This is a genomic window from Pseudonocardia sp. (genome assembly GCF_025465255.1).
Classification (GTDB): domain Bacteria; phylum Actinomycetota; class Actinomycetes; order Mycobacteriales; family Pseudonocardiaceae; genus Pseudonocardia.
The window spans coordinates 1-14,998 of record NZ_JAODNI010000249.1 but is presented as its reverse complement, the minus strand read 5'-3'; the positions used below and the strand labels follow the sequence as shown (position 1 = coordinate 14,998).

General features: G+C 67.0%; 12 protein-coding genes and 1 pseudogene. 6 read left to right on the top strand and 7 right to left on the bottom strand.

The window, feature by feature from the left end; translation table 11 throughout:
* Positions 1 to 119: 119 nt before the first annotated feature.
* Genes JWP64_RS30930 through JWP64_RS30900 form a run of 7 tightly spaced genes read right to left on the bottom strand, consistent with a single transcriptional unit; the run spans position 120 to position 5,795 of the window.
* Entirely contained in the window at positions 120 to 950 is an 831-nt protein-coding gene (locus tag JWP64_RS30930; protein ID WP_297504107.1) for a fumarylacetoacetate hydrolase family protein, read from the bottom strand.
* Positions 934 to 1,974, bottom strand: coding sequence for a 4-hydroxy-2-oxovalerate aldolase (gene dmpG, locus JWP64_RS30925; RefSeq protein ID WP_297504104.1), 1,041 nt, complete (start codon positions 1,972 to 1,974; stop codon positions 934 to 936). The genes JWP64_RS30930 and dmpG overlap by 17 nt, the downstream gene beginning before the upstream one ends.
* Before the next feature lies 1 nt (position 1,975).
* Entirely contained in the window at positions 1,976 to 2,878 is a 903-nt protein-coding gene (locus JWP64_RS30920; RefSeq protein WP_297504101.1) for an acetaldehyde dehydrogenase (acetylating), read from the bottom strand.
* A gap of 6 nt (positions 2,879 to 2,884) precedes the next feature.
* Complete coding sequence (locus tag JWP64_RS30915) at positions 2,885 to 3,742, bottom strand: alpha/beta fold hydrolase (protein ID WP_297504098.1); 858 nt, start codon at positions 3,740 to 3,742, stop codon at positions 2,885 to 2,887.
* Positions 3,743 to 3,786: 44 nt separating this feature from the next.
* Complete coding sequence (locus JWP64_RS30910; protein ID WP_297504095.1) at positions 3,787 to 4,662, bottom strand: VOC family protein; 876 nt, start codon at positions 4,660 to 4,662, stop codon at positions 3,787 to 3,789.
* On the bottom strand, positions 4,659 to 5,003 hold the full coding sequence (locus tag JWP64_RS30905; protein WP_297504092.1) for a Rieske 2Fe-2S domain-containing protein: 345 nt from the start codon (positions 5,001 to 5,003) through the stop codon (positions 4,659 to 4,661). The genes JWP64_RS30910 and JWP64_RS30905 overlap by 4 nt, the downstream gene beginning before the upstream one ends.
* Positions 5,004 to 5,033: 30 nt before the next feature.
* A complete protein-coding gene (locus tag JWP64_RS30900) occupies positions 5,034 to 5,795 on the bottom strand; it encodes an SDR family oxidoreductase (protein WP_297504088.1) in 762 nt (253 codons plus the stop codon).
* Positions 5,796 to 6,318: 523 nt separating this feature from the next.
* Here JWP64_RS30900 and JWP64_RS30895 point away from each other — a divergent pair.
* From JWP64_RS30895 to JWP64_RS30870, 6 genes and pseudogenes are all read left to right on the top strand, one after another.
* Positions 6,319 to 6,846 (top strand): hypothetical protein, encoded by a 528-nt coding sequence (locus tag JWP64_RS30895; protein WP_297504085.1) that lies wholly within the window; start codon positions 6,319 to 6,321, stop codon positions 6,844 to 6,846.
* 175 nt (positions 6,847 to 7,021) lie between these two features.
* Positions 7,022 to 10,387, top strand: a complete 3,366-nt coding sequence (locus JWP64_RS30890) for an AAA family ATPase (protein ID WP_297504083.1) — start codon at positions 7,022 to 7,024, stop codon at positions 10,385 to 10,387.
* Positions 10,384 to 11,571: a sensor histidine kinase gene (locus JWP64_RS30885; RefSeq protein ID WP_297504080.1), complete on the top strand. Its 1,188-nt coding sequence runs from the start codon at positions 10,384 to 10,386 to the stop codon at positions 11,569 to 11,571. The genes JWP64_RS30890 and JWP64_RS30885 overlap by 4 nt, the downstream gene beginning before the upstream one ends.
* A 28-nt stretch (positions 11,572 to 11,599) precedes the next feature.
* A complete protein-coding gene (locus JWP64_RS30880; protein ID WP_297504078.1) occupies positions 11,600 to 12,208 on the top strand; it encodes a response regulator transcription factor in 609 nt (202 codons plus the stop codon).
* A 725-nt stretch (positions 12,209 to 12,933) separates the two neighbouring features.
* Positions 12,934 to 14,347 (top strand): annotated as a pseudogene (locus JWP64_RS30875) (IS1380 family transposase).
* A gap of 371 nt (positions 14,348 to 14,718) precedes the next feature.
* Complete coding sequence (locus JWP64_RS30870) at positions 14,719 to 14,868, top strand: hypothetical protein (protein ID WP_297504076.1); 150 nt, start codon at positions 14,719 to 14,721, stop codon at positions 14,866 to 14,868.
* Positions 14,869 to 14,998 lie beyond the last annotated feature (130 nt).

Here is a 14,998-nt window from a genome sequence, read left to right as displayed (position 1 = left end):
GAAGATCCGCTGCAGCTCCATCTCATAGATCGCCGGATCCGAGAACACATGCCGGCTGACCAAACCCTGCGCCGGATCGAGCAGATCATCGATCTTCTCGGCACCGCTGTAACCGATCGTCATTGCGGCTTCCTTTCATCTGATTGCTGGGTGCCGCGTCGGACGAAGCCGAGGGTCACCGATCCGAGCGCCCCGAAATCGGCGCGGAAGACGTCGTCGCTGTCGGCGTCGACCGCCCGACACGGCGAGCCGGGCAGGACGACATCGCCTGCTTCGAGTGCGATGCCGTGGGTCGAGAGCTTGTGCACGAGCCAGCCCACCGAGCGCAGCGGGCTGCCGAGCACATCACCCATGCATCCCCTCGCGACGGGGTGGCCGTTGCGTTCGACCATCACCATCAGCGCCTCGAAATCGACGCCGTGCGGGGAGAATGCCCGGTCGCCGAGCACGAACCGGGCCGACGAACCGTTGTCGGCAACCGTGTCGTGCCAGCGGATGCGCCAGTCGGCGATGCGGCTGTCGACGATCTCGAGGGCCGGTGCGATGAAATCGATGGCGGCCAGCACCTGGCGCGGTGCGACCTGGGGGCCTTCGAGGCGTTTGCCGAGCACGAAGGCGATCTCCGGCTCGACCTTGGGCGCAATGAGCGTGTCGAGATCGAGCTCGTCGCCGTCGGTCGCCTCCATCACGTCGAAGAGCTGTCCGAAGTCCGGCTCGCGCACCCCGGCCATCTCCTGCATGGCCGGGCTGGTCAGGCCGACCTTCTTCCCGACGACCCGATGCCCGAGGCCAGCCCTGATGCGAGCGACCTCGGCCTGGATCCCGTACGAGTCGTCCTGTTCCAGGCCCGCGTAGCGGTCGGTGAGCGGGCTCACCGGCGTCGCCATGCATTCGGCTTTCCAGAGTTCCTCGGCGAGGGCGGCGCGGGTCAGCTCATCGAGTGGCGCCAACGGGCACCTCCCGGTCCTGGGCCATCGTGTAAGCGATGTCCTCGAGCAGGTCCTCCTGTCCGCCGACCGCACCCCTGCGGCCGGCCTCCATCAGGATGTCGCCGGCGTCGACGCCGTAGCGGGCTGCTGCCGCCTTGGCCTTGAGCAGGAAGCTTGAGTACACGCCGGCATATCCGAGCACCAGGCTCGTACGGTCGATGACCTGGGGGAAGCGCATCAGGGGACGCACCTCGTCCTCGGCCACGTCCATCAGCTGCCACTCGTCGATGCCGGTCTCGAGACCGATCCGCTTGGTGACCACGCTGAACACCTCGCCCGGTGTGTTGCCCGCGCCGGCGCCGAGGGAGCCGAGGGAGCCGTCGATGAACGACGCGCCCTCGTCGATCGCCGCCAGGCTGTTCGACACGGAGAGGCCGAGGTTGTTGTGGGCGTGCAGGCCGATCTCGACCGGGATCGCCGCACGGACGGCGGCGACACGGTCGCGCACGCCCTGCTCGGTCATGTAGCCGGCGGAATCAGCGAGGTAGACCACCTCGGCGCCCGATTCCGCCATGATCCGTGCCTGCTCCGCGATCACCTCCGGGGTGGCGAGGTGGGTCATCATCAGGAACCCGAAGGTCCGCAGGCCGAGATCGCGGCACAGCTGCAGGTGCTGCTCGGCCACGTCGGCCTCGGTCACGTGGGTGGCGACCCGCACGCCGCCGACGCCGTGCTCGACCGCCTCACGCACCTCGTCCATCACGCCTACGCCGGGCAGCATCAACGTGCACAGGGTCGCGTCACCGATGACCTCGGAGGCGGCATCGAACAACTCGGTGTTGGAGTAGCTCCCCCGCCCCTGCAGCAACGACGACCCGCCGAGTCCCGCCCCGTGACCGACCTCGATGTACCGGACGCCGCTGGCCGACAGACCGCCGACGACGTGACGCACCTGCTCGGGTGAGAAGTCGTGCTCGACGGCGTGGCTGCCGTCACGAAGGCTCGTGTCCAGGTAATTGATCCGGGTTCCGGCTACAGGCTCCATCTCACACTCTCGCTTCCGCGCCGGCAGTCACCCGTTGCCGAGCCATCCGCACCGCAGCCGCCGTGATGATGTCGAGGTTGCCGGCGTACTTCGGCAGGAAGTCACCAGCTCCCTCGACCTCGTTGAACAACGTGACCTTCCGGCCGTTGAGCACCGGCCCGCGGACGCGGTAGCCGGGCACGTAGGCCTGGACGCGCTGCACCATGCGCTCGATCTCGACCGCAAGCAGGTCCTCGTCCAGGCCGTCCACCTCGGCATAGACGGTGTTGCGCATGCACGGAGGCGGATCTGCCGGGTTGAGCACGACGATCGCCTTGGCCTGCTCGGCCCCACCGACGGTCTCGAGGGCCTTGCGCGTCTTGTGCGTGAATTCGTCGATGTTCTGCCGCGTTCCCGGGCCGACACTGGCGCTGGCCACGGTCGACACCGTCTCGGCGTAGCGCAGATGCTGCGCCGCCCGGCCGACGGCGGCGACCAGCGGAACCGTGGCCTGGGCGGCGCAGCTGACCAGGTTGAGCTCCATCGCGCTGCGGTGCTCGTCCCCGTTCACCGCCGGGATGACCATGGGACCGATCGCCGCCGGGGTGAGATCGACGCTGGCGATCTGCGCCTCGGCAAGCCGCGGTGCATGCGCGAGGTGAGCTCGTGCCGACGTGGCGTCGAAGACGAGTTCGGGAAGCTCGTCGAGTTGGAAGAGCCCGTCGATCCCGTCGGCTGTGGTGTGAACCCCGAGAGCAGCGGCTCGCCGAAGCCCCTCCGAGCCGGCGTCGATGCCGGCCATTACGGCCAGTTGCAGGGTCTGCTCGCGGAGGACCTTGTACATCAGGTCCGTGGAGATGTTTCCGGAACCGAGGATCGCGACCCGGAAGGGGCGTTCGACCGACAGTTGGCTGTTCGTGCTCATCGGTTCCTACTCGGCCGTCAGGAAGTCGGCCACCAAGTGGTCGAACTCCTGCTGCTTCTCCGCCTGCGCCCAGTGGCCGCACTCGGAGAACGCGACGAGACGCACGTTCCTCATCCGGTGGAACATGAGCAGGGAGCTGTCGAACGGCAGAACCCGGTCCTCGCGACCCCAGACCAGCAGGGTGCGGTGCGCGATCTGGTCCACCCGCTTCCACAGCTCGGCCTCCGGGTCAGCGCCGAGAGCCCGGAACAGCTTCAGCATGAAAGCCATCGCCTCGGGGTCGGTGGCCGCCTCCAGCCGTTCCTCGAGGACCCGGTCCGGCACGCCGCTGGAGTCGAAGACCATGACGTCGACGAACTCGCGCATCCGCTCCACCGAGGGTGACTCGTAGAAGCGGCGCACCGCCCGGTCGACGCCACCGGCGATGTCGCCGGGGGTCAGGATGTTCACCGAGCCGCCGCCAGGACCCATGAGCACCAGGCGATCGGCCATCTCCGGGTAGTCCAGCGCGAACCGCAGCGCGGTGCCCCCGCCGAGCGAGTTCCCCAGGAAGTGCGCCTTGGCGACGCCGGAGCTCGCCATGACCGCCTTGACCACTCGGGCGGAGAACTCCCAGTAGGACTCCCCGTCGGGGAAGGTCTTCGAGGACGACCCGAACCCGGGCTGGTCGATGATGATCAGCCGGAAGCGCGCGGCCAGGTAGGGCAGGTTCGTCCGGAAGTTGCTCATTCCTGAAGCGCCCGGCCCGCCGCCGTGCAGCATCACCATCGGTTCCCCGGAGCCCACCTCGCTCACGTGGATCTTCAGCCCTGCGACGTCCACGAACCGCTCCTGAACGTCCAGCTCAACCGTGTTCTCTGACATGCCGTCCTCTGTGTGAGATCGCGTCGTGGGGGTGTCGGTGCCGGCTAGTCGCCCTGGGCCAGCGACTCGAGACCGCGGTGGCCCCAGACGTCGCCGCCTTCCCAGTCCGAGACGACCCACGTGTCCTCGTCCACCTCGCGCGCACCCCAGCCGTACTCGAGGTCGATCCCGCTGGGCGTCTGCATGTAGAACGAGAGCATGTGATCGTTGCGGTGCCGGCCGAGCGTGGTGCTCATCTGCACTCCGGCGTCCTGCGCCCGGTCGAGTGCGCGACCGACCATGTCGATCTCCTCGACCTCCAGCATGATGTGCTGGCAGGCGGTGAACGGGCCCCGGGCGAGCGCGATGGAGTGGTGTCGGCGGTTGCAGTGCAGGAAGCAGACCTCGACCGGCCCGAGGGTGGTGTACTCCGAGACCCGGAAGCCAAGTTGCTGGACGTAGAAGTCCTGCGTCTGCTGGTACTGCTCGGCGTTGATCAGGAAGACCACGTGCCCGAAGCCCATGGCGCCTGCCACGAACTTCGCCCCGTGTGGGGACACGAAGTTGTAGTCGATGGTGGGCCGGAAGTAGAGCTCAAGACGGTTCCCGGCGGGGTCGTTGAAGGACGCCATGCCGCCGACGGAGCGTGCTTTGAGCTCCTCGTCTCCGCCCGGGCGCACGTCCACCCCGGCCTGCTTCAGCTCCTCGACGGCGGCGTCGAACGCGTGCTTGTCGGGCAGCTCGAGCCCGGCGTAGGCGAATCCGTCCGCCTCCGCCTGATGCACGGCGATGCGCCAGCGGTAGTCGTCGGTCTTCAGCAGGAGGCTGTCCTTGGGCGCGTCCGGGCGCAGCTGCACGCCCAGGACGTCGTGCGCGTAGTCGTGCCACGCGGGCACGTTCGTTGCGTTGATCCCGACATAGCCGACAGACCGAACCTTCATCCTTCGCCTTCTCTCTCGTGTACACAGACAGTCCCGTCGACCACCGCGACGTCGAATGTCTTCAGCGGGTCTCGGGCCGGGCGCGTGCCCTTGCCCGTTGCCATGTCGAAGCGGGCTTTGTGCCAGGGGCAGACGATGGAGGCGCCCTGAACGGGGCCGCCCTCGATGCTCAGCGCCCGGTGTGAGCAGGTGGCGCTGACCGCGTAGAGCGCACCCTCGACCTCGAAGACGAGGCACCGCTCCCCGGAGGGCAGATCGACTGCGGCCCGTCCGTCCGCCGACAGCTGTTCGGCCGGACAGACTGGTACCCAGCCCGTGGCAAGTGCAGCATGCTCTTTCATCTTCAGCAGTTCTTCCGAGTCGCAGCCGGGTCAGAAGAGGGCGGCGTCGTCCGGGAACACCCCGGGGACCAGGCCGACATCGAGAACAGCGCCGGACATCATGTCGGCCGCATCGGAGAGCAGGTACCGCACGGTGCGGGCGTAGTCCTCGGGCATGCCGACCCGGCCCTGGGCGTTCATCCCCTTGACGACCTCGAGGATCTCGGGCCGGTGGGCGACCATCGGTTCCGACATTCCGGACAGGATGAAGCCGGGGACGACGGCGTTCACCCGGATACGATGCTTCGCCAGGTCGAACGCGAGCGCCTTGGTGAGCCCGAGAACGCCCGCCTTGGAGGCGACGTACGCGACGTGGGCACCGCCGCCGTACGCGGAGACCGAGGAGAAGTTCACCACGGCGCCACCGCCGGCCTCGATCATCGAGGGCACGGCGGCCTTGGACAGCAGGAACTGGCCCTTGAGGTTGACGTCGATCGTGGCGTCCCACGTCTCTTCACTGGTGTCCAACACCGAGCCTGTCGGCCGCACTGCGGCGTTGTTGACCAGTGCCCGCACCGGTCCAAAGCGAGCGGTCGCTCGCTCGAGGAAGCCTTGCAGCTGGCCCAGGTCTCGGACGTCGGCGTCCTCGACGAGCACGTCATCGCGGTCGCCGAGCTCGGTTGCCAGAGTCTTCACCTGGTCGCCGTCGTTGCTGAACGTCGCGACCCGGAACCCGTCTTCGAGTAGTCCGAGCACGACGGCACGACCCACGCCGTAGGTCCCCCCGCTCACCACCGCGAGACGATCCGCCACGTTGCACGCTCCGTTTCCCGAGGGAGGACCATCCATCCCCGTCCTGCGGTGCGCGGAAGGCCGGATGACCCGGCGCCGCAGCACTCGCTGTCCTTCGGAGAGCACCTTGGCGGTGACGGGCGCCACTGCGCCTCCGTGATAACTACGTGACTCCGGGTGACACCGGACCCCCGGCACGACCGCATCCCGGAGCATCCCGAGGGCCCGCCGACGAGATCTCCCCAGATCAAGGGGCATGGTCGACGTCTACGCGGGTCAGTTACTCTGCGCACCCACGGCTCGGGCAGGTCCCGTCGGTCGGCGGTTCCGGTGGCATCTCACCGGTCTTGCCCTCGGGGGCCCGACCCGGGATCCTCCGTGACTGCGGCCTGGCATCATCGCGACACCACGCGGTGGCCGACCATGTCATGGAGCCGACCCGACATGTGGGTCGCCGTCCGCCGCCACCCACTGCGAACTCGTCCGACGCCGCCCGGCGTCGAGAGGACGCGATCTCGACCGCCGCTCCGGAGGGAGACCCGGAATGCTCATCGCCGCACTCGTAGCGGGCGCGCTGGCCTGCCTGCTCCTCGGCCTCGTCCTTGACGAGATCGTCCTGACCTACGCCGCGCTTGGGGTCAGTCTGCTCGGCATCGCCATGCTGTTTGCAGCGAAGGTCTGGAAGCGGCGGACATTGCCGAGCGGAGATCTGGAAGGCCGCTCCGCAAACCAGTACGGATCCGTCCGGCCGACACCACTGGACGGACCGGTCGACCCTCTGCAGCCCGAGCGGCTGAGGGCGGAGCCCGAGACCAACGAGGCCGACGCCGAGCCGTCGTCAGGGGTCTCCGCGAGCGACGGCGCCGAATCCGGGATCGAGGATTTGATCGAAACACCCGTCGTGCACGTCGTGCGCGGGCGTCGGCGCTACCACGTCGCGGCGTGCAGGCTACTGAACGGGCATTCCGACGAGCCAATCACCGTCGATGAGGCCCATGAGGAAGGGTTCACCGCCTGCACGACGTGCGTTCCCGATAGCCCTGGGCCGGACACGAACCTCGCCCGTACCTGAGGTGGCGCAATGGCTCGGTCACCGTTTCGTACTGGATCGTTCCAGCCCGGTGACCCGCTTGCGGGCGTACCCCGATAGGTGGCGTGAACGTTGTTCAGGTGCGCCCGCGACTGCCGCGGGACGGCCGCCGACGCCACCTCGTCGGAGGGCTTTGACAACGCCGGGAGGTCAGCGCATGACCGGATGGAACCGCCTTCCCGACCGGTTCCGTGCCCGGCAGGTTCTCGCCAAGGGGCAGCATTCCGGGGCCCTCATCGCCGACGACATCTCGCTGGGCGCGCCGGCATTCGTCCGTGTCATGCCTGCTCGTCGGCTCGACAGGGACGTCATGGAGTACATCGAGGACGCTGGCCGCAGGCTGGAGGCCGGAACCGGTCCTCGAGCGCACGTCCCGAGACTCGAGGTCTTCCGCTCGGACCGGGTCGCTTTCATCAGCCGCCCGTACGTGGTCGGGCAGACTCTCGACGAATGGTCGGTCGATCCGCCAACTCAGCTCAGCGACTTTCTCGATGTCGCTGTCATCGCCGTGAAGAACCTGACCTTCCTCCATAGGACGGGCCTAGCCCACGGAAACCTGAAGTCATCCAATGTCGTGGTTGCGGCCGGGCGCGTCGCCCTCCTCGATCACGGGTTGGCCCGACTGTCTGGCATCCTGGACTACAAGGACAAGACGCCGTCGCCCATCACACCTGTACTGGCGGCTGAATCCCCCGCCGATGACGCGTCCAGCCTTGCCTCGTTGTTGCTCGACGCCTTCGAGCGAGTCCTGGCGGCAAACCCGCCCGCCACCACCGCCCTTGCGCAACAGTTGAATCTGTTCGTGCGGATGGCGCTGGAGCGACTGACCGGCCTGCATGGCGGGTACGCCATGCTCACCGCAGCCGTCCGGGACCTCGAGGACCTGGCTAAGGCATGTCGATCGGGCAAGCTCTCCAGCGTCAGCATCGGCTCGCACGACATCCGCCCCGAGCTCGGAACGGCGGCGTTCGCTGCCCGGCCTGCCGAGTGGTCCACACTCACCGTCGCGCTCGAACGCGCGCAGATCGAACGAACGCAGACAGTGCTCGTCGAGGGAGCTGCCGGAATCGGCAAGACCCGCCTCCTGCAAGAGTTCGCCCGATGGGCTCACGCGGAGCATTCCGCGCGGGTCATTTACGTCAAGAGTGAGCCCGCAGTCGCAGCCCGTCCGCACGTCGTACTGTCGTCCTTCGCCAGGGCGCTACACCGTTCCCGGAGTAGCGCGCAAGATGTCGACGGAGGTCAGGAACAGCAGCCCTCCGACTGGGTTGAACGCTTTGATATCGGCGGTGAAATACCGCCGCAGAACGCAGTTCGGATGGACGAGGCAGCCAGCCAGCTGGCGACGTCTCTCAGCGAGCTCGCGACCGCCGAGAACCCGGCGCTCGTCATCATCGACGACTGCCACTTTGCGCGTCCCGAAGACATCCTACTGCTCCGGCGCCTTGCCGAGATTGCACCCAAGATCGGTCGGGGGGTCATCCTTGTCTTCGTCTCCCGAGGGCTGGCCGATATCGAGAGCCGCATGCCGCTGATCGAGACCGACCACATCGTCCGAGTGGACTCCCTGCCGCCCGGTGCCGTGCGAGCGATCCTCACGTCCATGGCAGGACGAGTCGACGATTCCGTCGTCGATGGCGTGATCCGATGGGCGGGCGGGAGCCCGCTGCTGGCCCAGAACGCCATACGGTTCCTGTCCGACAACGGCGCGGTCGTGCCCGGGCCCGATGGCTGGACGAGCTACGGGCGTCTACCGGCACCACCGGAGGTGCTCACCGAGCGAGTCCGGTCGTTGCCGTCCCACCTGCGGGCGATCCTCAAGGTGGCCGCCGCCATCGGGTTCCGGGTCCGGATGGACATTCTCGCCGGCGCGTCGGGGAAGTCCCTGTCGTGGTGCGCCACAGTGGTCGTCGAGCTGGCCCGTCGCGGGTTGCTGAACGAAAGTCTCGAAGATCGACCCGGGCCAGGCGGGCCGGGGATCCGGGAGTTTGTGTTCACCCATGACACTGTCCGCGAAGAGGCGCTCGCCGACGAAGCGGGTGTCCCGCTCAGCGCGGTCCATCAGCAAGTCGCCCGGGCGATGATGGAACTCGGCCACACCGACGAGTTCGACCTCGCCTTCCACCTCGCCGCGTCGGGGGATCTGGCGGCTGCGTTCCCGCACGCGGTCACCGCGGCCCGAACAGCTCGGCGCCGCTACAGTCTTGGCACGGCGCGCGAGTACTACGAACTCGCCATTGCCGTCAGCGAGAGTGACGATCTGCTCCGGGAGATGGGCGAGGTCCTCATGCTAGACGGTTCTTATGCCGATGCCATCGCCACGCTCAGACGAGCCTTGGACCTCTGTCCGGAATCTAATGTCGTCGGCCGCGCGCAGATATCCCGATTGCTCGGCGAGACTCATTTCAAGACCGGCACCCTCGAACCGGCTGAACGATATTTTCTGCAGGCTCTACGGGTACTGGGCGAGCCGCTTCCACACGCAGATCGCGGCTTCCTGCTCGCCTCGGTCAAGGAGATAATCAGGTGGGGCGCGGGCGGTTATTTCCCGCGCTACCTAGCCAAGCGAGACGCCGAGCACGCCGTTCTCAAGGCAGCCGTGTTCGGCAACCTCGCCTACTGCTGGTGGTTCCACAACAGCATTCGCGCCCTTTGGGCCCAGGGACGGGAAATGGCCGTGGCTCGGCACTGTACGGCCGAGGGACCGCAACGCGCCCACGCGTACGCCACCCACGCCGTACTTTGCGGGCCGCTCCTCGGACGAGCCCGGCGAGCTGCCCGCTACGCCGAGCGGGCAGTCTCGATTTGCGCCCAAGGAGGCGACGAGTGGGGTAAGGCACACGCCATGCACCTCTACGGGGTAGCACTTGTCGCCTCCGGCGAGTACCGACGTGCTATCTCCTTGCTCACCGCGGCGGTGGAGGGGTTCGATCGGACAGCGGACCGCTGGGAAGCGCACACGTCACGGTGGCATCGCGCCCTCGCCTTATACCGGCTGGGAGAGCGAGAGGACGCCGCGCGAGAGGCCGAGGAGGTCCACAGGTTGGCGAAAGCTATCGGCGATCGGCAGGCGACCGCTAGCGCCATCTGCATCCGAGCGCTCGCCTGCGACGGCGAGGGTATTGACGAGAACGAGGGCGCGGATCTGCACGGCGGGTTCGATGTGCAGTCGGCCCTCACCTACCTGCTCGGGCGAGCCATCGCACTTCTCGGCGTCGGTCGTCTCGAGGATGCCGACGACGTCCTGAGCGATGCCGCCACCGAGATTTGCCGCCGCCGACTGCTTAACTCCTATGTGACGCCGATCCTGTCCTGGCGCGCCACCGTCGCGCGTTGGCAGGCCGAGGTCTCGGCCCCTGGAAGTGTTGCGGCGCGCCGGTGGGCGGTCCGGGCGGCGGTGCGCACAGCTATCGCCGCCGCTGCCAGCGGCATCTACCAGGCCGAACGCGAGCATGTCAGACACGAGGTGAAGCAATGGCCATCGATGGTCAGGCACGCGTTCCTTCGGAGGTCGGCCCCGTGACCCAGCAGTCCTCGGCAGATGCGCTCACCGGCGCACCCGCCCGGGCCGGACCGGAGGTGCGTGCTGCGGTGGCGCCAGGAGCATCGCGAGCACTGCCGGAGATGGGTGGGGACAACCCCGATACGCAGACCGCAATCTCGATCGTCGTGTCGTTGCTCATGGCGGCTGTGCCTGTGGATAACGCCGCGTTTATCGAAACGGGCGCCACGACAAACAGTCCGGTACGTATCGTCGCAGGAGCAATGGCGGACGGTGACCTCGAATGGCTTCACGCGAAGGGGAATCTGAGCGGACGAACGGACACCACCTCCATCCGGTTTCAGACCCGGCCGCCCCGCTGGACCACCTTTCTCGTTTTACCCGTGCCCGGACGCCTCGACTCGGTGCTGGTCGCCCGGCGGGAGCGCGGCCTTCCCTGGACTAGCGAGAACCGACGGGTGGCAATGCTGACCCGGGAGTGTCTTCGCCGGGTACTGGCAGCGGAGAACGTGGCCGATACCATGTCGACCTCGCTCATGGTGAGCGAAGAATTGTTTCGGACACGGCTGGCCGCCGAGCTCCACGACGACGTCGGCCAGCGCCTCTCGGCACTTCTGATAGAAGCTCGGCGGCTACAGAACAGTCTGGATCGCTTGAACATGAAGCCACCAGGGGATGCGGTGACCTGGATCTATGAGCAGTTGCGCGAGTGCAACGAAGTCGTCCGCGACCTCGTGTACGAGACCTCCGTGCCAGCCCTGACAGAACTGGGACTCCCCGCTGCCCTTCGGGATCTCGTGGAGCGTCGCCAGGCACGCACCTCGTTGACCATCAGCTACGCGTGCGATATTACCGACAGCGATCGCGATCTGTCCTACGAAAACCTGCCCCATCCTGTTCAAGTCGCGTGTCTGCGAATTGTTCAGGAAGCAGTGACGAACGTGACCAAGCATGCCAGCGCCATGCATTGTGCCATCACCTTGACACTTAGCGATTTGACGTTGTCGGCGACTATCGAGGACGACGGGGTGGGACTACCCGCCACGAGCACATCTGGCGGGTTCGGCATGACCGGTATGCGAGAGCGAGCCGCAGTATTGGGCGGCCGCGTGTCCGTACGCAGCGATCCTGGCGGGGGAACCGTCGTCAACGCCACATTGCCGATCTACCCCGGCAGTCAGACCAAGGCAGTTCACAGCGCGTGAAGGCACACTCTCCCGACGAAGGCAATAAATGGAAAAGCTGCAAGTACTACTGTGTGACGACCACCGAATGTTCCGCGAAGGAGCCAGACGGATCCTCGACGACGAGGCCGACATTCAGGTTGTTGGGGATGTTTCGTCCATAGACGAGGCCGCGAGCCTAGCCGTCGAGCTGGCGCCGACCGTCATCATCCTCGATATTTCATTGCACGGCGGGGCCAGCGGATTGGATGGAATCGAGACACTTCGAGAGCAGTGCCCCACGGCCAAAATCCTGATGGCATCAATGCATCAGGAAAGCTCCTTCGTCCGGGCAGCCTTCGAGCGCGGGGCGTCTGGGTACGTCACCAAGGACGCGGCCGCCGACGATCTCGCTGCAGCGGTGCGAGTGGTGTCCCTGGGCGGACAATACGTTCCTGAGTTCGTCTCAGAACAAAAAGCAGCGTCCACCCACTTGACCGCGCGTGAACGTGACGTCTTGGAGCTCCTGGCCGCCGGCCACACGAATGCGGAGATTTCCAAGGTCCTGCACCTCTCGATCCGGACCGTCGAGACATATCGCTCACAGCTCGGCCGCAAGCTTAGCGTCAGCAGCCGAGCGGACCTGATCCGTGTGGCCAAAGTGCAGGGCCTTCTCTAGTCGTTCGCCACCCCGGTCACCCGACCAGAAGTATCCACCGGAGTTCAGATGGAAGGTGCTGAACTTGCTTGTGGCCAATCTGGCGAGCGAACTCGGTGCCTAATCGTTCGACTTCTACCTTCGCGGTTAGGCATTTGCAGCCTCCGTTCCCGCTCCCCGCATTTACCGCCGCGACCTCAGCGCATGGGCGGCGTTCCTCCTCGCGCACCTCCTGCCGTGCTCACCGCTCACGGTCATTCGACCCTGCCCACGCACCAGCCCGCCGTCCCCGCCTGTACGTCAAACGACGTTAACGCGGGTACCTGTGGCCGACTGTCAGCCCAAAAATGAGCAGCCGTCACGCACCGCGACGACCGTAATAAGGTTCCGCGAATTGAAAGGCGACCAGGCCCGCGCGACACAGCCTCGACCCGGGCTCTTATGCACGCCGTGGGTCACATTGGCAGCCCGGACCGCACGCCATGCGACCGGTTTTCGCCCCATGAATGGATCCACGCGCGTAGTTTACAACCTGGGGAGTTGGAGCCCTCGTGTAAGTCGCCGAGGATCGGCCGGGGCACGACCTTCAGCTCCTCACCGTGATCGGATTGCGCGCCGAGCCCTAGCCCTGGTTCTTCATGAACTGGTCGGCGTGTGCGTGTCTGGATAGACGAAAGTGCCCCATTACCAGAGGAAACTGAGCTTGCTGAGGACTCGGGCCATTCAGGTAGAGGAGCACTTTCGAGGTGCAGGCTACAACGACACGTCCGCGGATCACCGCAACCGCCGACGGCGAGGGTGTGGTGTCGCACGCGGGGTCGCGTTTGCTCGCCGCTGTAGCGGACCGGAGACGCTAACTGGAGAGTTTGGCGAAGCGCTGGCGGTGCTGCGCAGGCCGCGGGCGCGTCATGATCCGGGCCGGGTGCTGGTCGATTTGACGGTCGCGGTCGCCGACGGTGCCACCACGATCTCCGACGTCGCGGTGCTGTCCGATCAGGCCGAGCTGTTCGGGTTGGTGGCGTCGGACTCGACGTGCTGGCGGCTGCTCGACCAACTCGACACCGCCACTCTCAGCCAGGTTGCGCGGGCCCGGTCCGCGGCGCGGGAGGTCGTCTGGGCGCAGCGCGCCGAACTCACCGGTCAGCCGTTCCCGCCGGCGAAAGCGGCGGGTCGGGCCCTACCTGGACTGGTGATCGATCTCGACGCGTCCATCGTGGTCTGCCGCAGCGAGAAGGAGCTGGCCGCGCCGACGTTCAAGAAGACCTTCGGCTATCATCCGATGCTGGCGTTCTGCGACAACACCGGTGAGTTCCTTGCCGCGCAGCTGCGGCGCGGAAACGGCGGGCAGCAACACCGCCGCCGGTGCACCACGTCGCCGGGCTCGAAGCCGCTCTCGCCCAGGTCCCGGACGCCCATCGCCACGGCAACCCGATCCTGGTCCGGGCCGATACCGCCGGCCGCACCCGAGAGTTCCTCGGCCACATCCGCAGCCGCCGCGATGAGGCGGTGAGCTGCGAGTTCTCGGTCGGCTGAGCGATCACCGGCAAGGAACGAGCCGCGATCTCTGCGATCCCGGCCCGGGTCTGGGCGGACGCGATCGACGCCGACGGCGGGCACCGTGACGGCGCCGGGTTGGCCGAGATCACCCGCGTGCTGCCCGCCCGTTCGCTGCAGGGCTACCCGTCCGAGACCCGGATGATCGTGCGCCGCGAGCGCCCGCACCCCGGCGCGCAGCTCGACGCGTTCGAGGAGCACGACGGGTGGCGCTACACCGCCTTCGCCACCGACACCAGCTTCGGGCAATTCGCCCACCTCGACGCCCGACACCGCGCGCACGCCCGGGTCGAAGACCGCATCCGCTGCGCGAAAGACACCGGCCTGGACCACTGCCCGTCCCGCAGCTTCGCGATCAACACCGCCTGGCTCGTCGTGGTCATGCTCGCCGTCGACCTCGTCGCCTGGACCCAGCACCTACTGCTGGACGGCGATCTCGCGAAGGTCGAGCCGAAGACGCTGCGCTACCGGCTACTGCACGTCGCTGCCCGTCTCACCCGCGGACAGCGTCGGCTCTGCCTGCGCGTCCAGCGCTCCTGGCCCTGGGCCCAGCAGCTGGCGGCCGCGTTCGCACGGCTCACCACGCTGCCCCTCCCTGCTGGTTGACCTTCCGTCCCGACACGACGAGCGGCGGGAGCCACCGGCAGAAACAGCACGCCGGCAGCGTCATCACGCCCATCTTCGGGAAACCGCAAGACCAAGATCAACGACCAGAGGTGCAAGATCAGCTCACTGGACCATGAATGACCGGTGCTAGTCCCCGTTCGCCCTGTCGGGCGGCCCGTTCCGGGCTGAAAATGGGGTTGGTTGCCCGCTGACGCCGTCGCTCCTTGGTCCGTGTGAGGTCGTGGGCTAGTCGGGCGCTGGGAGCTGCCCTGTGGGCCCTTCGGTGTTGCTTCGAGCACGCGGATCAGATTCGCCGGTCCCTCGCAGCTCCTGCGGGCAACCGCCGTGGTGGTGCCGAGAGGAGGACGGCGATGTTGGAAGACAGCGGGGACTCCGAGGAGATCATCGAGCGGGTCGCGGCGCTGGACATCGGCAAGGCCGAGCTGATGGCGTGTATGCGGGTGCCGCATCCGGACCGGCCGGGCCGCCGCGCGCAGAGATCACGGCCTACTCGACGATGACCAGTTCGCTGCTGGGCCTGGCCGATCGGCTGCGTGAGCTGGGCGTGACCCGGGTGGTGATGGAGGCGACCTCGGATTACTGGAAACCGGTGTTCTACCTGCTGGAGTCCCAGGGGTTGGATCCGTGGCT